Origin of the sequence: Paenibacillus lentus (assembly GCF_003931855.1) — a bacterium.
In the GTDB taxonomy this organism is placed as follows: Bacteria; Bacillota; Bacilli; order Paenibacillales; family Paenibacillaceae; genus Fontibacillus; species Fontibacillus lentus.
In genome coordinates this window covers 124,317-142,633 of sequence record NZ_CP034248.1, presented here as the reverse complement: position 1 = coordinate 142,633, position 18,317 = coordinate 124,317, and the positions used below count along the sequence as shown (strand labels likewise).

The window sequence follows — 18,317 nt, the reverse complement described above, 5'->3', positions numbered from 1 at the left end:
GGGCAGGCTATGGATAATTTAGTTGAAAATAGATCAAAAGTCGTCGCGGGAGTCCGGTATGAACCTGGTTCCGGGGGCTGGAGAATTGACGTTCCAGCCCCGGCCAAGAACACAGAACAGCCCGTGTGTTCTGTGTTCCTGCTGGAAGCAGACACGCCTGCCGCAGGCCAGCGTCTGCTCCAGGCTCTGGCGCAGCAGCCGCAGCGGCTGGCTGCGCTGCAGGAGGCCGGCCCGGCGGCAATCGCCGGCCTCCTGCCCAAGACTCCGCCGTGGCAACCGGCGGAGGGGGCGCCGCGCAGCCGCTGCGACTGCTGCGGGGGCGAGCCTTGCGGCCATGCAGCGCAGGCCGCAAGCTTTGGCGCGGCAGCATGGCGCGCGGCCACCCCCGAGCAGCGGCTTGAGCTGCTCGGCTGGACGCGCGAGACGCTGCTCGCGGCGGTGTTTGCGGCATGGGCGGAGGCGAAGCCACTGCCCGATGCTGAGAGGGCCCTGCGCGCGGCGCTGGGGCCTTTGAAAGAGGAGGCTCGCCCCCGGTCGGGCGGGCCGAGCATCGCCGAGTGGCTCGCGGAGATGGCGGAGCAGGGCAGCCTGCATGCGCCTGGCCCGCAGGTTCACGACGTCCAAATTCAATTGGACCGTGTGGAGCCTGCCCCTTCTCCGCCGAGCACGCGCGCGACCTCCCGTGCAACAACGCGGCGGAGCCCGACATCGGCCATCAGCAGCGCTGCCCCGCCGTCTGCAGTTGCACTCACCTCTACCGCGCCAGGCGCCCCGAATAGCGAAAGCGAGGCTTGGGCCAAGCTGCTTCCTGGCGTGCCCGGAGCGGTCAAGGGGCTTGGCCTCGTGCGCGAGGGCACGATGAAGCGGGCAGAGGAGCTGGCCCGCCGATTGCGGAACAACCCGCACTAAATTTGAGGCGCTCTTTCGACAGCCATTCACGCCTGCACGAATCGAATATCCGGTTAAGCCAAACAGGACAGCCGACCGAGGTGTAGTAACCTCTACGGCTGTCCTGTTTGCTGCATCTCGGCTATGGCAGCGACGTGCCGGGTTCGGGAAGGTTGGCTTCGGCAGCGCCCATAATTTCCTTGCGTAGGCCGTGCATCTTCTTATCGAGCGCATCGGCGGCCTTGGCGGCTTCCGTTAGCTCTCGAACGACATGAGATGGCACCTGCTTGTCATATTTGTAGAACAAAATATGCTCCATACTGGCCCAGAAATCCATCGCCAGCGTGCGCATTTGAATTTCTACCTTCATCCAGCGCTGTCCCTCGAACAGCGTCAGCGGAACCGCCACGATGACGTGCAGGCTTTGATACCCATTGGGTTTCGGCTTAGCAATGTAATCTTTAATTTCAATGATGGTAATATCCTCTCTATGGCGGAGATGATCCAGCAGCTTGTAGATGTCCTTCACAAACGAGAAGACGATCCGCATGCCGGCGATATCGTGAATTTTGTTCACCATATTATCAACGGTCATTTCCAGACCCTTCCGTTCCAACTTGTCGAGTATGCTTTTGGGTTCTTTGATTCGAGTTTTGATATGTTCGATAGGGCTGTATCCGTTAAGAATTTTCCATTCGGTTTGAATCAGCTTCACTTTGTTCTTCAGTTCATCCAGCGCGAGCTGGTATAGCGTAGGGAGCTTCTTCCATTCCTCCAACTTGCGCAGCTCATCATCTCCGACTTCCCAATGATATAAATCTCGCAAATCCAATTGATTTAACAGCGAGCCTTTATTTTTTGCATCTACTCTGTCCAGAATAATCTACCCCTAAGTTTAAAAATAGTTCCATATATCCTCCCCCCTATTGTACCTTGAAAGGCCCGGCAAAATCAAAAAATGGATTTATTTGTTTACAGGATTTTGCCTCTGAATTTGGATAAATTTTGATTTGGCGCCTCTTGGACGATGCGATGTGAGATGGATGCGTAACAGGGCTTTTTGTCTATTTTCATCGGAATATCCCCTCCAGTCTGATTTTCTTTGATTAATATCTTTATACACTACGGCTCTGCGGCTGGATCAGGGGAGATGGACAGGGATTTTCACTAGGCTGTTAAATCTGTTATGATAATTACGATTTCGTAGACTGCAAGGCTGTTTAATTATTGAGAACATACAGGAAAGAATTCCCGACTAATGGGACATATAATTTCAATTACATCAGGACGTTTTATGAACATGGGAGGAGTATGTCATGAAATTTTTACAGCGGATTAAAGATGGTGCGGGGAAAGTAACCGATAAGGCACAAAACGCGGTCGAAATTGGGAAGTTGAACACGCAAATAAACAATATTGAACGTGAAATGGATTTGTATTTTCAAAGAATGGGCGAAGTATTCTATGAGGGATACCGGATTAAGGACATGTCTATAGCGGAGAAGGAAATGGTCGATTTAGCAAAAACCTGTGACCTGCTTGCTGAGGAGCGAGATGAGATCCGCGGTAAAATTGCCGAGCTCAAAAATGAGCGCCTGTGCGGTGCCTGCAGTAAAACGGTTACTGAGGAAGCGTTATTCTGCCAGTATTGCGGACATAAGCTGGAGAAGCCAGCTAAGCAGGTCCAGGTGCATCCCGATGAGGAAGAGTCTGTCGCTAAGCAGGAGCCGGTAAGTGATCCGTTGACATTGCTGGAAGAAAGTACGCTTTTTGCTTCTTTAGATCAGGAAGAATCGGTCGTGTCGGAGACTCGTGAGCGTGTTGATCCTGAGGAGATGACGAGACGATTGCGCGAGCTTGAACGGGAGCGGGAGCGTCAGGAGGAGCTGGATCGGCGCATAAGAACTTGGAAGGAAAACGTAAAGCTGACGGACCATGTGGCTGCGACGAAGGAAGCTCTGCGAGGCGAATCGACCTGCCAAATTTGTTCGGCAGTTCTGGTAAAAGGAACGAAATGGTGCCCGCACTGCGGATCGGAGCAAATTTAATGCGCAGAGTGTGTAGGAGAGGTAGGGAATAGAAGTGGTCGTAAGCGAATGTTCACGGAGTTGTTATAAATACAGCCCGTTGAACAGGGATTTGAACCGTAGTAATTAGTAGGCGTTGTGTAAATTGCCGGCACGGAGGTACACGGGAGGTTAGGATCCGTTACTGCCGTGCCTGAACTATTTACTATGACTATTTTTAGGAGTGTGGACATCGTGGAATGCATCGTTCATTTTGAAGTGCAATATAAGCAGGAGACGAAAGAGCTTCGTGGATTGATATTTTTGGATGAAGGGGAGAAGCCGACGGAGAAGGATTTTCTGCTCATGTTTGAAGGTATGGGGTACAAGCTCCGGCTGACCGATCCTGAGAATTTAGTGTTTACGCCGATCGTGCCGAGCTCGGAATACCAGAGAATCCGGATACGCCGTCTTGACACGGGAGAAGAGAGTTATCAGGAAGACAGAGAGCTGAAATCGTTGATCTCAAATCTGCTTCCAAAGGATTCTAGACCCATCTAAGATGATGTCTTATCTGTGTCTGTTCTATAAATTTGCTAAATATTTGTGCAATCCGTGAAAAACCTCTTTATTTCTATGGATTGTTTGCGTTATACTACTAATCATTGCATGAAATAGTTTCGACAATAATCTTCATTAACTTCTCGTATATGTGCAGGAATTGGCCTGCATGTCTCTACCAGATCACCGGAAATGATCGGACTACGGGGAGAATTCAAATTGTTGTACTGGCAACGGTTAGTTCGTGATGTTGTTTTGACCGGAGTTTGGTATGCCAATGCCCCGGTGTGGGTGAATTCTGCCATGAGTCCATTTCTCAGTTTTGAGAACTGGGCTTTTTTTTATTCTGGAGCGGAATAATGAAGATATAATGCTAAGAATAATAAAGGAGGAAAAGAAATGAAGCTGCTTAAGGATAAGGTGATGTCCGAGGGGATCGTGCTGAGTGATCAAGTGTTGAAGGTGGATTCGTTTCTAAATCACCAAATGGATCCGGTGCTGATGAAGGAGGTTGGCGCCGAATTTACACGGAGATTTGCAGGTGAACAAATTACCAAGGTACTGACGATCGAGTCCTCAGGTATTGCCCCCGCAATTATGACTGCGCTTGAGCTTGGGGTGCCGATGATATTTGCCCGCAAACATAAATCACTGACGCTAAAGGACAATATCCTGGTCGAGAAGGTGTACTCCTTTACAAAAAAAGAGAGCAATGAGATTACCGTGTCCAAGAAATTTTTAAATTCGGATGATCGGGTGCTCATTATTGACGATTTTCTTGCGAATGGAGAGGCCGCATTTGGACTTGCCCGGATCGTGGAGCAGGTCGGCGCCAGCGTAGTCGGAATCGGTATCGTCATAGAGAAATCATTCCAGCCTGGAGCCGGTTTGCTGAATGAAGCGGGATATCGCGTTGAATCTTTGGTACGGATCGCTTCCTTGGAGGACGGGGCTGTCTCTTTTGTAGATGAAGTAACCATGGATCTTTAATTACAGGCTGTAACGATAGATCCATGAATAAATTATAGACTGAAGTATCAGATACTACCTGGGGAGGAACTGGATTTATATGGAGCGGGAAGCCATTTTTCAGAAAAATAGACATCCAATCAAAACACTATCATTAGGCATTCAGCATGTACTGGCGATGTACGCGGGAGCGATTATTGTACCGCTGATCGTTGGCAATGCATTGCAGCTCACCCATGAGCAGCTCACTTATTTGATTGCCATCGACCTTCTGGCCTGCGGCGTAGCAACGCTGCTCCAAGTATGGGGCAACCGCTTCTTTGGGATCGGCCTGCCGGTCATGCTCGGCTGTGCGTTCCAGGCGGTTTCACCGATGATCGCGATCGGTCTGACCGATGGCATGGGTGTATCGGCGATTTATGGTGCGATTATCGCCTCGGGACTGTTCGTATTCCTCTTCTCGGGGCTGTTCGGTAAATTGATCGCTTTGTTTCCGCCAGTCGTAACAGGTTCTGTGGTAACGATTATCGGGGTGACCCTGATCCCGGTAGCTTTGACCGATCTCGCCGGTGGAGAACCAGAGACGAATCCAGACTTTGGAAGCCTCTTGAACTTGTCGCTGGGCTTTGGTGTTTTGCTGTTCATTATTTTGATGAATCGCTTTGCAAAAGGATTTCTACGCTCCATATCCGTATTGATTGGGCTAGTTGTTGGAACACTTGTCGCCGGATTCGCTGGCGCCGTAAACTTGCAGCCGCTCCGGGAAGCGAGCTGGTTCCATACGCCTCAGCTGTTCTACTTTGGGCCGCCTACTTTCCATGCGTCGGCCATCCTGACGATGATTCTGGTCGCGATCGTAAGCGTCGCAGAATCCACTGGCGTATTTATGGCACTTGGAAAAATTGTGGATAAAGACGTTACATCGAAGGATTTGGCTCGCGGTTACCGGGCCGAGGGATTAGCGATTGTTCTCGGTGGACTGTTCAACTCCTTCCCTTATACGACTTATTCCCAAAACGTAGGGCTGATTCAAATGAGCCGGGTGAAAACCCGGGATGTGATCGCGGTTGCCGGCGGCCTGCTCGTCTTGATCGGCTTCGTGCCGAAAATCGCCGCATTGACACAGCTTGTTCCGCCTTCCGTCCTTGGCGGTGCGATGATTGCGCTCTTTGGTCTGGTATTGTCCTCGGGGATCCGTATGCTGGGGGAGCAAGTAGATCTTAATCGTCATGAAAATCTGTTGATTATCGCTTGTTCCGTGGGAATGGGGCTCGGCGTTACCGTTGTGCCAGATATTTTCCAGAGGGTACCGGAGTGGCTCCGTATTTTAGTCGACAATGGCATTGTTGCAGGTAGCTTTACCGCTATCGTGATGAATTTATTGTTCAATGGACTGAAGGGCCATAAAATAAAAGCGGCATCCGAGTAGGTAGGAACACTTTTGCTTTATGGGAGCTGAGATAGAACGGTGACCAAGCCTGGAGCAGGCTTGGTCACCGTTTCTTAATTGTCGAATCGGATTAAGATTAATATTAGATATGTGATCGGCAACAAATGTTGTATGTATGAAGTCAGCTTTTTGGGAGGTTGGGCTAAATCCGATCTGGCAGTCTAATCCCGGTTCACATTCGGTTAAGCTGTCGTTCGGCAAGCTCGCCGATCCAGGGGAGCTTAAGCCATTTGCCTTGCAGCGAGGTGAGCATTAGAAGAAGCCATAGGGCAATGCCAAGCCCATTCAAGAGCAAACCCACTACAATACCGATCAAAGGAAGAAATCCGGCGGCAGCATGGGCGATCATTAATCCGGCAAACAGCATTACGGATTGCAGCGCGTGAAAAAGAACAAAACGGCTTCTTTTCTCTACTGCAAGAAAAATGACGCCGCCAACAAATGCGAACAGATAACATAAAAATGCGGCTACATTCTCATATAGACCCGTAGAGGATTTGAAAGGGGACATCGGTACCTACCTTCTTTCCGTGAACAGATGAAGGGAATGGGCTTGTTCCCTGTCTCAATAGTCAGTGTATGACGAGCCATTCCTTCACAGAACATATTGACTTCGAAAATTGCCCTAAAGTATACTATATTACAATGCAAGGTAGTTGCTATGCATTTGCGATGAGTGTTTTACAAGATGAATTTCACCCAACTACCTTGCTAAGCAATATAGTTTTTTTTGGCGATAATAACAGGGAAGATGGCGGTGAACTATGTCTCGATTTATTCGTCGCGCGGCCAGCAATAAGGAATGGAGAAATGAAGGATGACCACCTATAGCCAGATGTTGAAGGGCATTTTGGAGGGCTGTATTCTGGCCTTGATGGAGGATAAGGAGATTTATGGTTATGAGTTATCAACACTGCTGGAGCAATCTGGCTTAACGTTTGTCAGCGAAGGAAGCATTTATCCGCTGCTTTTGCGAATGCAGAAGGAGGAGCTGATTTACGGGGAATTGCGCCGGGACGGGGTGTCCGGGGGGCCGCCTCGCAAATATTACAGTTTAACAGATCAAGGGGCCGAGGCCCTGCAGCGATTCCGGAGATCCTGGAATGGACTGCGACAAAGCGTGGATTATGTATTAGCGAAGGGAGAGCATGGGGATGAAGATGAAGGAGTTCATAGAAGAGACTAATCAGCTAAGAGCACAAATGAACCCAGAGAATGAGGAGTATTTTGGCAATCTGGCCATCTATTTGCGCTCAAGCCGGATTGCTCAGAATAAAGCGGAGGAGCTGCTGCTGGAAACGGCTCAGCATCTATTGGAAGCACAACGGGATGGGAAGACCGCTCGGGAGGTTTTTGGAGAGAATCCAGAGCAGTACTTCCAGGAACTGATCGAGCACCTGCCTAAGCAAAGCCTAGGTGAGAAAATTTCTAATTACGCCATGATCCCATGGATTGCCTTGACCTGGATGTTTGCAGTGCAGGCTCTGTTTGGTTTTATATCCATCCTATTCGGTGCCAAGTCAGGAATGTTTAATCGAATAAGCTTATTCACCGTATTAATGCTTATATTCGCTTCGATCGCCGTCATCGAGCTAGTGCTTAGGTTTCTGAAGCGGGAAAGCGTCAAAAAAGAGGGCAAGGGCTATGCCTTTAATTTGAAAATAATCGCGGTATATTCTGCTTATATGCTTGCGGTCATATTATCCGCGGTTTTTTTGCATGATAAGCTGCCTGCGTTTGAAGTGACACCATGGGTCAGCCTATTGTTGTTCGCTGTCGGGCTGGCTGGTCAGAAGTTTATTTTTATGCGAAATCATTAATACATCTAACAATAGAGCTACAGTATGAAGGATTGGCCGCCGACCAGCATGGGAGCAGGCGTAAACCACTGTTCTACAATGTCCTTAACGATAATATCCGCGGCCTCGGGCTTACGAAGATGATCAATCTGTTGATAGATGCAGGCGAGCCGTTCCTCATCCCATAAGAGCGAGTCGATTTGCTTGAATAGCATTTCTGAATCATTCGCGATATGGGCGACTCCTTTGCGCTCTAAATAAAGGGCGTTATTCAATTCTTGCCCAGGTACAGGGCGATATAGGAAAATGGGGAGTCTGCTGACGAGTGATTCGGAGAGTGTAATTCCCCCAGGCTTGGTAATAATGCAATCGCTTAGCTGCATCAGCTGGGCGATTTCACTGACATACCCGAACAAATGAAAATGCGGATGCAGCCCCAACACCTGCTTAAGCTTACGATGGAGCTCCTTGTTTCTTCCACAGACAGCCATGACTTGGTACTTGTCATTCGCGAGCAGCTTCTCGCAGATGTCCAAAATGCCCTGCATGACACCGAAGGCTCCTGCCATAATCAGTATAGTTTTCTTGGAGGATTCGAGTGTACAGAGTCGTTCCGTTTCCACAGGACTGCTGTGCCCAAAATCAGGCATGAGCGGAATACCGCTCGCCAGCACACGCTCCGCAGGAATGCCGCGTCTTACAACCTCCGTCCTCAAATCCTCTGTAGCCACGTAATATCGGTCCACATCTGGATGAACCCAGCGGCCATGCAGGTCAAAGTCGGTCACGATATTTACGAGGGGAAGCGTTAGTCCTGTTTTTTTAAGCAGCTTCGGCATGGCTAGCTGAGGAAATGTATGAATGATGAGATCAGGTTCTATGCTGGAAATAGCCTGCTGCATTTTTCTCATGCCTAGTGAGTTTAGGACACTTAACAACGAGGTATCCGGATGCATGCCCTTCGTGGCATTGTAGACCCACCCATAGAGCAACGGAATTGTTTTAAAGCTTTGCATATAGACAAATTTGGTCATCTCGTTTAGAAAAGGATGCGCTTCAGCCATTAAGTCCAGCAGCACGATATTCGTAATCCCCGATTGACGAAAACTTGCTTCAAGCGCTTTGGAAGCCTGATAATGCCCATCGCCATAGCTGGCATACATAATCAACACCTTGGGCGAATCTGAAGACATAGCTAATCCCTCCGAATAATTTCCAGAATAACAATCTCCTTGAAAAAGTGCCTCAATAATATGGTTAGCTGTTCTTCAATGCAGGAATAATAAATTTCTCCAATAGTGGTCTAGAATTCTTCCAGCGGCTTAAATCGCTCGCCGCCGTAAATACGATAACCGAATCGAGAGCAGGGATTACATTGATCTGCTGGCCACCATGGCCATGTGCATAAGCATAAGTAATCCCGTGAACCTTGGTCGTCCACCAATGATAGCCGAAGCGGCCATAACCAGGACTCTCTGTAGAAAGAGGCGTCATGGATTGACGCAGCCAATCGGCAGAAAGAATCCGTCCCCCCTCCCACACGCCGCCTTGCAGACAGAGTTGGCCGATCTTCGCCATGTCCCTAGCGGTTAAATGCAGTCCGATATGACCCATGGAATGGCCCTCAGGCGCCGCCTTCCAAACTGATTCTTCTATGCCGAGAGGGCCAAATAAGTACTCTTTCGCATAGTCTGCTGCGCTTAATCCTGTCCATTCCGTCAATAATATGGAGAGTAAATGACTATCTACACTACAGTACTGAAACGTGCCGATTTTATGCTCCTCAATCTGTAGATGCAGGATATATTTTGTCCAGTTTGGGCTTTGATGGAAACGATGAATGAATGCTTCTCCCATTTTAGCACCTGTCTTCCAACAAAATCCAGAGGTCATTGTCAATAAATGATGCAAGGTAAGCTTTTCCCAGTGTGGGCCTGGCTTCTGGACAGCATACTTTTGTATGGTATCCCATATAGGTGCATGCAGTGGCGGGAGCTTTCCACGATAGCTGGCGATTCCATACAGAATGGAAAGGATCGACTTCGTTGCCGATCTTAAATCATGAAGATCCGTCCGATTAAATTCATTGTAATAACGCTCAGTTAGAAGTTCGCCTTGTCGGGCGACGATAAAGCTATGCATTTTTGGAAAGTGCTTAAGGATTTCTTCATTCGCTGCGTGAAGCAGCTCCAGTGTCTCCTTGCTCTGAGCAGGATAAGAGCGGGATGCGGCTGCGATGTATGAAGTATTAGAAGAAGTGGGAATGCTGCTGGTCGGCTGCATGTCAATACCTCCCTTTCTCGGCTTGTTATATTTATTGTAACCAGAAAACGGACAGAGCAATATTTTTATTGATACGGGAGCATTTTACCAACTTTTTTATTTCAAAAAAACTGTGCGATTGGAAGAAGGCTGTAACGACCAACTGAATATGTTACAATATAAGAGATAGGAGGTTATTCCATCAAGCTTGCGAAGTCCTGAGCACACGGACAACATATGACTAGCACGCTTGATTAAGCGGGAATTTCTATGGGTATGTAATAATGTCAGGTGCCTGCCGAGAAGGCTTGGTTTACAGCCTACAACTTCATGGAAAACAACATCACTTTTCGGCGTTCTCGAAATCGGAGCATTAATTACAAGCGTTCTGGGAGGGAATATGTATGGCAACGAAAGGTCACAATGAAGTAAAGGAAAGTCTGCGGGAAATGACCCGGATATTTAAACCGAAAGACCCAAAAAAATTCGTAAAGGAATACGTCCGTAAATATCGCATCATGGGTGGATACGAAGAAGAGTTGACGGACTTGGTTGAACATGAAATGGGCAAGCTGAATTCAGTAAACTCGTCCGTATCTTGACGCGTTCTCAGGAGCGTAAATGAATTGTAACGCTTATTTGCAAGTTAGAAACACTTTTGATATCCGTCTTGTAGCTTCATGCCGCAGGACGGTTTTTTTCTGCATGCTCCTACATATATTATATTATCAGTTATTAACGTGGTGTTAACGCTCGCGAGAGGAGATAGAAATATTGAAGATTATTTTAAAAACACAGGATGAAATCGCAAAAATCCGTGAAGCCGGAAAGATTCTTGCCGAATGTCATCAGGAATTGGCGCGCCGAATCGGACCGGGAATGACGACTTTGGAAATTGATCAATGGGTGGAAAGCTACCTCGCCAGCAGAAAGGCTACTCCAGAGCAGAAGGGGTACCGGGGATATCCATTTGCGACCTGTGCATCGGTAAATGATGTTGTATGTCACGGGTTTCCGAATCATCGCCGACTTGAAAATGGGGATATTATTACAATCGATATCGTCGTGAACAAAAATGGCTGGCTGGCTGATTCCGCCTGGTCTTACCGAATCGGCGAGGTCAGTGAAGAGGCTAACAAATTGCTCCTTGTAACTCACCAAGCGCTGGAGAAAGGCATTGCTCAAGCCGTACCGGGAAATCGCGTCGGAGACATCAGCTCCGCTGTTCAGAACGTGGCAAGAGAATCAGGAGTCGGCATCGTGAAACCGCTGATCGGTCATGGTATAGGGCGATCTATGCACGAGCCGCCAGATGTTCCGAACTTTGGTCGCGCCCGTACGGGTACGCAATTAAGGGAGGGGATGGTTCTAACGATTGAGCCAATTTTTACTTCCGGGGATACGGGCGCCGTCTTATGGGAGGATGATGGCTGGACGATCCGCACGGCTGATGGAAGCTTAGGCGCACACTATGAGCATACTCTGGCGATTACTAAAGAGGGCCCCGTCGTATTGACCTCTCTATGAGGGGGAAGACGGGATTCTCTTTTTTTTTGAGCTTTTTTGAGCAAATGTGACAAGAAGTTCGCTGAAATGTCGAAAATGATTCAAAATAATTTGACCGAGGGAAAATCGGTAAATAACTTTTGAAGTCTAGTGATTGAGAAACGAGATGGTAGGATGAAAGGATGATGGAAACGCTCGCAAACCTTGTTGTGACGGGCTTTTTCAGACATTTGAACAATTTGTGAACTCACTTGATCTCATTGACAAAAGAGGGGTTCGCTCTTATATTTAATAAGTGATTGTTTTAATTGACAGGATTGCAGTTTCCGTGTTAAGGCAGGAAATTTTTTCCCGGGGTGGGGGAGAAGGTCTGTCATCGTCGGAAGAAAACGTAAAGTGGGGTAGATCAATGATGAAACGGTGGAAGGCTGGGAAGAGGCTCGTTCCTTTGTTTGTCGGGCTAATGTTCTTGCTGTCCGCGTGCGGTCGCGAAGACCTGTCTGCACTTAGACCGCAAGGCCCGGTAGCACAAGGACAGTTTGATTTGATGAAGCTGGCAATTACGATTATGCTCTCAGTACTCGTCATTGTATTCGGTATCGCGGCCTATGTACTGATCAAATTCCGGCGCAAGCCCGGAGACAAGGAGATGCCCAAGCAAGTTGAAGGCAACCATTTGCTGGAGATTATCTGGACAGGAATTCCGCTCATACTCGTTCTCATCCTTGCCATAGCGACGGTGCAGAAGGTGTTTGCTTATGGGGAGAACTATTGGGAGGACAAGGACGCCATTCGGGTAAAGGTTACGTCGCATCTGTTCTGGTGGGAGTTCCATTATCCGGATTATGACATTACGACAGCTCAGGATCTAATTATTCCTACGAACAAGAAAATTGCTTTTCAACTGAAGACAGCGGACGTCATTCATTCCTTTTGGGTACCCTCGCTTGGAGGTAAGACGGACACAAATACCGAGGGAACGATCAACACGGCCTGGCTTGAGGCTGAAAAAGAAGGCGTTTACTTAGGGAAATGCGCGGAGCTGTGCGGCCCGTCTCACGCCTTGATGGAATTCAAGGTGAAGGCGGTAAGTGAGGAAGCATTTGAGAATTGGATCACTGCGATAAAGCAGCCAGTCGAGCCGATTCAAGACCCGGCTCTTGCTGAAGTGTTCAAGACGCAATGTCTAAGCTGCCATGCCGTAGGGGATCAAGGCGGGCCAATGGGGCCGAACCTGACGGGAATCGGTAACCGCGAGACAGTCGCTGGTATTTTAATTAATGAAGAAGGCTCGAACAAACCGTTCCCAGGCAAGCCGGTCAAAGATAATTTGATCGAATGGATGAATGATCCACAAGCAATTAAGCCTGGCAACCTTATGCCTTCGCCTAAGGAAGATCTGGGACTGACAGATGAAGAAATTGAAGGAATCGCTGAGTATTTGGCTAACGTCAAGCTGCAGTATTAATCGCCAGCTGATCAGATGTCATTGATGCACAGGAATTTAAAGGGGGTACAAACCTTGGCTCACGCTCACAGTGTCAAGCGGCACAAGGGTTTGATGGATTGGTTAACAACGGTTGACCACAAGAAAATAGCCACGCTGTATTTGATTGCTGGCGGCTTCTTTTTTGGCATAGGCGGAATTGAAGCACTCTTAATTCGTGTTCAGCTATGGAAGCCAATGAATACATTTCTGAACGCTCAGCAATTTAATGAGTTGATTACGATGCACGGAACGACCATGATCTTCCTTGGCGTAATGCCGATTATTTTCGCGATCATGAATGCGGTTATACCGCTCCAAATTGGAGCCCGTGACGTGGCGTTCCCGTTTCTGAACTCACTGGGTTTCTGGACTTTTTTGTTCGGGGGATTGCTGCTTAACCTTAGCTGGTTTATGGGAGGCGCTCCCGATGGAGGATGGACAGCATATGCCCCATTATCCTCAACGACTTACAGTACGACGCACGGAGTTGACTTCTATACGATCGGCCTGCAGATCGCCGGTCTCGGAACGTTAATCGGGGGAATTAACTTCCTGGCTACCATTATAACGATGCGCGCGCCGGGCATGTCCTTTATGCGTATGCCGATGTTTACCTGGACGACTTTTGTTACATCAGCAATGATTCTGTTTGCATTCCCAGCTATCACCGTTGGCCTGGTGCTTCTTAGCTTCGACCGGATATTGGGAGCTAACTTCTTTAACGTAGAAGGCGGGGGGAACCCGGTTCTCTGGCAACATATATTTTGGATCTTTGGGCACCCCGAAGTTTATATTCTGATCCTGCCGGCATTCGGAATTATTTCCGAAGTAGTAAGTACGTTTTCACGTAAGCGTTTGTTCGGATATAGCTCCATGGTATTTGCGACCATTCTGATTGCCTTCTTGGGCTTCATGGTATGGGCGCACCACATGTTTACGACAGGCATGGGGCCGGTGGCCAACGCCTTGTTCGCGATTGCGACGATGCTGATCGCCGTTCCGACCGGGATTAAAATTTTTAACTGGCTATTCACCATGTGGGGCGGACAAATTACATTTAACACCGCGAACTTATTCGCCGTTGGATTTATTCCTACTTTCGTTATGGGCGGGGTAACTGGGGTTATGCTCGGCTCTGCGCCTGCGGACTATCAGTTTCATGATACTTATTTCGTCGTAGCGCATTTCCACTATGTTATCGTTGGTGGGCTTGTTCTAGGATTGTTCTCCGGTCTGCACTATTGGTGGCCGAAGATGTTTGGTCGAGTATTGAACGAGACGCTTGGAAAAATCGAATTCTGGACGTTTATTATCGGTTTCCACTTGACCTTTTTCCTGCAGCATTTCCTTGGCCTGATTGGAATGCAGCGCCGTGTGTATACATATCTGCCGAATCAAGGCTTTGATATGATGAACGTACTCAGTACGATTGGTGCATTCTTAATGGGTGTTGGGGTTATCGTATTCCTGATAAATATATATATTACAGCAAGACAACCTGCTGGTGTAGAGAACGATCCTTGGGAAGATGGCCGTACATTGGAATGGTCTATCCCGTCACCGCCGCCAGAGTATAACTTCAAACAGCTTCCGCTTGTGCGTGGACTTGACGCATACTGGAAGGAGAAGATGGCTGGCCACAAGGAAATGACACCAGCTGAACCGGTAGGGCCGATTCATATGCCTTCACCGACGATTATTCCGTTTGTCATGTCTGTTGGTTTGTTCATTGCCGGTCTCGGATTCATGTTCACAACTGATGATTTCGGAAATAGCTTCCTTAACTTTATGTTCAATAAGTACATTGTTGTTATTATCGGCTTAGGTATTACATTTGGCTCTATGATTGTCCATTCTTTGAATGACGACCCTGGCTGGCATATTGAACCCGAAGAACAGGGTGGGAAGGGGGTAGAAGCATGACCACTCTTCAAGCAGAGCAGGCAACAGAGAATTTACCCCATGAACCGGAGAAGGCAACGCTGGAAGGCCGCAATAAAATTTTAGGCTTCTGGCTCTTCCTTGCAGGGGAGGCAGTTCTGTTCGGTACGTTGTTTGCCACCTTTTTAACGCTGCGGAATCAAGTGGCTGACGGTCCATCAGCCTCCGAGTTGTTCAGCTTGCCGATCACCGCTGTGGCTACATTAATCCTCCTGGTAAGTAGCTTGACGAGCGTGTTTGCTATTCAGGCTATGCACCGGGCAGATAAGAAGTCGCTTCTAACATGGCTGACAGTTACGGTAGTGCTGGGTTTCAGTTTCCTATGCTTGGAAATTTATGAGTTCTATGAATATGTTGTTCACTATGGTTATGGTATGACGACAAGTGCTTTCAGTTCCGCGTTCTATACGCTGGTTGGGTTCCACGGGGCGCACGTTATTTTCGGAATCTGCTGGATCTCTCTTTTGATCGGGCAGGTCGCCAAAAAAGGATTGACGGTAGTGACCGCGCCAAAGGTGTACGTCTCTGCTATGTATTGGCACTTCGTTGATGTCGTCTGGGTATTTGTCTTTACAGTAGTTTACCTGCTTGGAAAGGTGGTAGGCTAAACGATGGTGGATCAATCTAACAATTCCGGTTCAGTGGTGAAGCGTCGGCACCGCCATGAAGGGCCGCAGAAGCATGTTGTCGCTTTTATATTCTCGATCGTACTGACGGCGATTGCCTTTGCGACGGTAGCAGCCGGGGGTGTGAACACAGCTTTCACGGTTATCCTGCTACTTACAATGGCGGTTCTCCAAGTGCTCGTGCAACTGGGCTACTGGATGCATATGAAGGATAAGGGACATATGATCCCGATTATATTTATGGCTGGGGGATTTTTTGTCGCGGGGCTATGTATCATTGCGGCACTTTACTGGATGTGGTGGTAAAATAAAAGAGGCGGGCTTGCCTATAAGCCCCCTCTTTTGCATATTATGGGGTCAGTTCACAATTTGGACAGATTTCCGAAGCGGCGGAGGGAGTTTTTAAATTGCTGGGATTACAATATTTTAGCTTTAGCGATGTTTGGAGTCCCGTACTGTTGTCATTTATGCTGTTAATTACAGCCGGCTATTTTTTGCTTGTTGGTCCATTAAGCGAAAGGAATCCTCAAAATGAACCAACGGCTATTGGTCGAAAAATCATGTTCGTTACGGGAATGTTTTTCTTACACTTGGCTCAGGGTGGACCCGTCAATTTGCTGGGCCATACGATGTTCAGCTTTCATATGCTGAGTATGGCCTTGTCTTATATCGTTGCTCCGCCGCTTATCATGTTAGGGATACCGCCGTGGATTTGGCGCTCTATCGTAAACTACTTGGAACGAACCCCGATGAGGAATTTGAAATTTATGGTTCATCCTGTTGTTTCTGCGGTTTTATTTAACGGATTGTTCTCAATCTACCATCTACCTGTGGTTCACGATTATGTTATGCTTAATTTTGGGGTTCACCGCCTGTATTACTTGATATTGTTCATCACGGCGGTATTCATGTGGTGGACGTTCGTTAGCCCGGTACCGGAGCGAGCAACGCCTCAGGGCCTCAAAAAATTGGGTTTCATTTATTTGAATATGGTGCTGCTGACGCCTGCCTGTGGCCTCATCATTTTTGCCAGCGAACCGCTTTACGCGACTTATAGCGATCCGAACGCATGGGCTAGAGCGATGGGCTACTGCGTTCCGGGTGGAGACCCGACTGCCCTGCTGAGTCAATTTGGGGGCCCTGAGTTTTTTGGATTCCTGGAGACTCGCGTTGATCAGCAGGTGGGCGGCATACTGATGAAATTTATACAGGAGGTCATTTTTGCGTCGATGCTGGCCTATGTATTTTTTCAGTGGTATCGGCAAGAGAATAAAGAGGATGAGGAGGACGATCTCATCGCAGATGTACCTTCCCCTGAACTTAATCAGGTGTAAGGCATTCAGAGAAAGGAACGGCCTCTGTAAGTCAAATGTTGAAGCAGGAGGATGGAAATGGACTTATTCACCCTATTCCCCACACTAAGTACTTCATTTATCGTCATTAGTGCAATTTTGGTGGCGATTGGCTGGGGACAGATTATTAAGGGCAAGAGAGAAGCCCACAAGAGAACGATGATCGCTGCAGCGATAGCCGCAATTATTTTCTTTATTATTTATACGTCCCGCACTGCGTTTATCGGCAACACCTCTTGGGGTGGACCGGACGATCTCAAAATGTACTACCAGACGTTTTTAATTTTTCACATTATTTTGGCGACGGTCGCAGCTGTCTTTGGAATTACGACTTTGACGCTAGGCTTCAAAGAAAAGTATGCGAAGCATCGTAAATGGGGAAAAGTGACGTCGATCATCTGGTTTTTTACGGCGATAACGGGCGTAGCGGTCTACTTATTGCTGTACGTGCTTTATCCAGGCGGTCATACGAAGCCGGTATGGGATATTTTGCTTGGAATCTAAAAATAATAGCAAGGCCTCTATCATTAAGCGGAGCCGCTGGGTAGGGGTCTTTTTTTGTGTCAAAAAAAGATTGACGGTAAAAATGTAGCCGTGTATACTGTGTATAACGTTATATACAGTAAGCACACATGTATACACACTAATACCGAGGTCATACAGAGTATTTATACACTATTGACGAAGGAAGGTTGAGCAAGTTGAATAACACCTGGAAAGACGGATGGATCTTATTCAAGAGAGATTTAAGACTGGATCGCCTGTATTTAATATGGAACGTAATCTTTATGATTTATACAGCTATCGCGATTAGCATGTTCGCCAGCCCCTCAAGCAGGGCTAGATGGCTAATAAATCCAATCGGTGATTTCATGATGTTGGTAATGATTCCGTTTACAGGCTTCTACTTCTCTAAACGATCATTTAACTATATCAAGGATGACTCGTACACGCGTATGCTTCATTACTACCGAACGCTTCCCATTCCGGCGATTACGGTCATGAGGGGGCGGGTCATTCAATTACTTTCGGCTTTGTTTTTTAATGGCGTACTTTTCTATCCAGTATTTTACTTGATTACAGGACTCTCAGATGGACCGATTAAGCATATTGGGGAACTGCTCGCTTTCGCCTTGACCTGGACGGGGTACGGATTGTTCATTAACGGTATATACATTTATTTAGAACTTTTGAATCGAGGGCAGAAGTATTTCTGGATAAGTATAGTGGGGATGGCTTCGATGTCCATATTAACATTTCTAATTTATGGGCTAGGCGGGAACATACTCGTATTCACTCTAGAACAGTCCGGGAAATATACCTTATTATCGCCTCTCATGTGGGGCTCCTTGATCATCGGCGGGGTGAGCCTTGCTGTATGGTGCAAAATAACTTTAATTAAGCTCGGAAAGAGAGACTTGATATGATCATAGCTACATTTTCGAAGTGTATGGCCCGGAGGTGAATG

Annotated in this window: 21 protein-coding genes and 1 riboswitch; of the genes, 15 read left to right on the top strand and 6 right to left on the bottom strand. The window is 47.8% G+C overall.

All coding sequences use genetic code 11. The features are described 5' to 3' along the window. Nucleotides 1-7 precede the first annotated feature (7 nt). The 3 genes from EIM92_RS00800 to EIM92_RS00790 form a co-directional block, all read right to left on the bottom strand. Nucleotides 8-370: a hypothetical protein gene (locus EIM92_RS00800; protein ID WP_164514989.1), complete on the bottom strand. Its 363-nt coding sequence runs from the start codon at nt 368-370 to the stop codon at nt 8-10. Between the two features lie 256 nt (nt 371-626). After that, nucleotides 627-830, bottom strand: coding sequence for a hypothetical protein (locus EIM92_RS00795; RefSeq protein WP_125081046.1), 204 nt, complete (start codon nt 828-830; stop codon nt 627-629). Nucleotides 831-1,030: 200 nt separating this feature from the next. Further along, entirely contained in the window at nt 1,031-1,714 is a 684-nt protein-coding gene (locus EIM92_RS00790; protein WP_425464184.1) for a GTP pyrophosphokinase, read from the bottom strand. Nucleotides 1,715-2,204: 490 nt separating this feature from the next. Here EIM92_RS00790 and EIM92_RS00785 point away from each other — a divergent pair, with 490 nt between their 5' ends. The 4 genes from EIM92_RS00785 to EIM92_RS00770 all read left to right on the top strand — a co-directional run bounded on the left by EIM92_RS00785 (nt 2,205) and on the right by EIM92_RS00770 (nt 5,853). Next, entirely contained in the window at nt 2,205-2,936 is a 732-nt protein-coding gene (locus tag EIM92_RS00785; protein WP_125081044.1) for a zinc ribbon domain-containing protein, read from the top strand. 213 nt (nt 2,937-3,149) lie between these two features. After that, nucleotides 3,150-3,455 (top strand): hypothetical protein, encoded by a 306-nt coding sequence (locus tag EIM92_RS00780; RefSeq protein WP_125084957.1) that lies wholly within the window; start codon nt 3,150-3,152, stop codon nt 3,453-3,455. 123 nt (nt 3,456-3,578) lie between these two features. Further along, a riboswitch (purine riboswitch) is annotated at nt 3,579-3,679 on the top strand. 175 nt (nt 3,680-3,854) lie between these two features. After that, the gene (locus EIM92_RS00775) at nt 3,855-4,445 is read left to right on the top strand and encodes a xanthine phosphoribosyltransferase (protein ID WP_125081043.1); all 591 of its coding nucleotides are present in this window, start codon (nt 3,855-3,857) and stop codon (nt 4,443-4,445) included. A gap of 79 nt (nt 4,446-4,524) precedes the next feature. Beyond that, the gene (locus EIM92_RS00770; RefSeq protein WP_125081042.1) at nt 4,525-5,853 is read left to right on the top strand and encodes a nucleobase:cation symporter-2 family protein; all 1,329 of its coding nucleotides are present in this window, start codon (nt 4,525-4,527) and stop codon (nt 5,851-5,853) included. 193 nt (nt 5,854-6,046) lie between these two features. On the opposite strand, the gene EIM92_RS00765 is transcribed toward EIM92_RS00770, so the two are convergent. Then, on the bottom strand, nt 6,047-6,385 hold the full coding sequence (locus EIM92_RS00765) for a DUF4870 domain-containing protein (protein ID WP_125081041.1): 339 nt from the start codon (nt 6,383-6,385) through the stop codon (nt 6,047-6,049). A 306-nt stretch (nt 6,386-6,691) separates the two neighbouring features. Between EIM92_RS00765 and EIM92_RS00760 the strand changes: the two genes are divergently transcribed. Together EIM92_RS00760 and EIM92_RS00755 are read left to right on the top strand one after the other, a co-directional pair. After that, on the top strand, nt 6,692-7,060 hold the full coding sequence (locus EIM92_RS00760; RefSeq protein ID WP_125081040.1) for a PadR family transcriptional regulator: 369 nt from the start codon (nt 6,692-6,694) through the stop codon (nt 7,058-7,060). Further along, nucleotides 7,029-7,694: a DUF1129 family protein gene (locus EIM92_RS00755; protein ID WP_164514988.1), complete on the top strand. Its 666-nt coding sequence runs from the start codon at nt 7,029-7,031 to the stop codon at nt 7,692-7,694. Before EIM92_RS00760 ends, EIM92_RS00755 begins: the two co-directional genes overlap by 32 nt. Nucleotides 7,695-7,711: 17 nt before the next feature. On the opposite strand, the gene EIM92_RS00750 is transcribed toward EIM92_RS00755, so the two are convergent. Beyond that, nucleotides 7,712-8,866 (bottom strand): MGDG synthase family glycosyltransferase, encoded by a 1,155-nt coding sequence (locus tag EIM92_RS00750; protein ID WP_125081038.1) that lies wholly within the window; start codon nt 8,864-8,866, stop codon nt 7,712-7,714. A gap of 64 nt (nt 8,867-8,930) precedes the next feature. Beyond that, on the bottom strand, nt 8,931-9,956 hold the full coding sequence (locus EIM92_RS00745) for a serine hydrolase domain-containing protein (protein ID WP_125081037.1): 1,026 nt from the start codon (nt 9,954-9,956) through the stop codon (nt 8,931-8,933). 383 nt (nt 9,957-10,339) lie between these two features. On the opposite strand from EIM92_RS00745, the gene EIM92_RS00740 reads away from it, so the two are divergent. The 9 genes from EIM92_RS00740 (at nt 10,340) to EIM92_RS00700 (ending at nt 18,276) form a co-directional block, all read left to right on the top strand. Further along, entirely contained in the window at nt 10,340-10,537 is a 198-nt protein-coding gene (locus EIM92_RS00740) for a hypothetical protein (RefSeq protein WP_019635239.1), read from the top strand. Between the two features lie 172 nt (nt 10,538-10,709). Continuing rightward, nucleotides 10,710-11,462, top strand: coding sequence for a type I methionyl aminopeptidase (map, locus tag EIM92_RS00735; RefSeq protein ID WP_125081036.1), 753 nt, complete (start codon nt 10,710-10,712; stop codon nt 11,460-11,462). 388 nt (nt 11,463-11,850) lie between these two features. Continuing rightward, nucleotides 11,851-12,909, top strand: a complete 1,059-nt coding sequence (coxB, locus tag EIM92_RS00730; protein WP_125081035.1) for a cytochrome c oxidase subunit II — start codon at nt 11,851-11,853, stop codon at nt 12,907-12,909. A 93-nt stretch (nt 12,910-13,002) separates the two neighbouring features. Then, complete coding sequence (gene ctaD / locus EIM92_RS00725) at nt 13,003-14,853, top strand: cytochrome c oxidase subunit I (protein ID WP_211344448.1); 1,851 nt, start codon at nt 13,003-13,005, stop codon at nt 14,851-14,853. After that, on the top strand, nt 14,850-15,479 hold the full coding sequence (locus EIM92_RS00720) for a cytochrome c oxidase subunit 3 (RefSeq protein WP_125081033.1): 630 nt from the start codon (nt 14,850-14,852) through the stop codon (nt 15,477-15,479). The genes ctaD and EIM92_RS00720 overlap by 4 nt, the downstream gene beginning before the upstream one ends. 3 nt (nt 15,480-15,482) lie before the next feature. Beyond that, on the top strand, nt 15,483-15,803 hold the full coding sequence (locus EIM92_RS00715) for a cytochrome C oxidase subunit IV family protein (protein ID WP_125081032.1): 321 nt from the start codon (nt 15,483-15,485) through the stop codon (nt 15,801-15,803). A 101-nt stretch (nt 15,804-15,904) separates the two neighbouring features. Then, the gene (gene ctaG / locus EIM92_RS00710; RefSeq protein WP_125081031.1) at nt 15,905-16,831 is read left to right on the top strand and encodes a cytochrome c oxidase assembly factor CtaG; all 927 of its coding nucleotides are present in this window, start codon (nt 15,905-15,907) and stop codon (nt 16,829-16,831) included. Between the two features lie 57 nt (nt 16,832-16,888). Continuing rightward, on the top strand, nt 16,889-17,353 hold the full coding sequence (locus EIM92_RS00705; RefSeq protein ID WP_125081030.1) for a DUF420 domain-containing protein: 465 nt from the start codon (nt 16,889-16,891) through the stop codon (nt 17,351-17,353). 197 nt (nt 17,354-17,550) lie between these two features. Next, nucleotides 17,551-18,276, top strand: coding sequence for a hypothetical protein (locus EIM92_RS00700; protein ID WP_125081029.1), 726 nt, complete (start codon nt 17,551-17,553; stop codon nt 18,274-18,276). Nucleotides 18,277-18,317 lie beyond the last annotated feature (41 nt).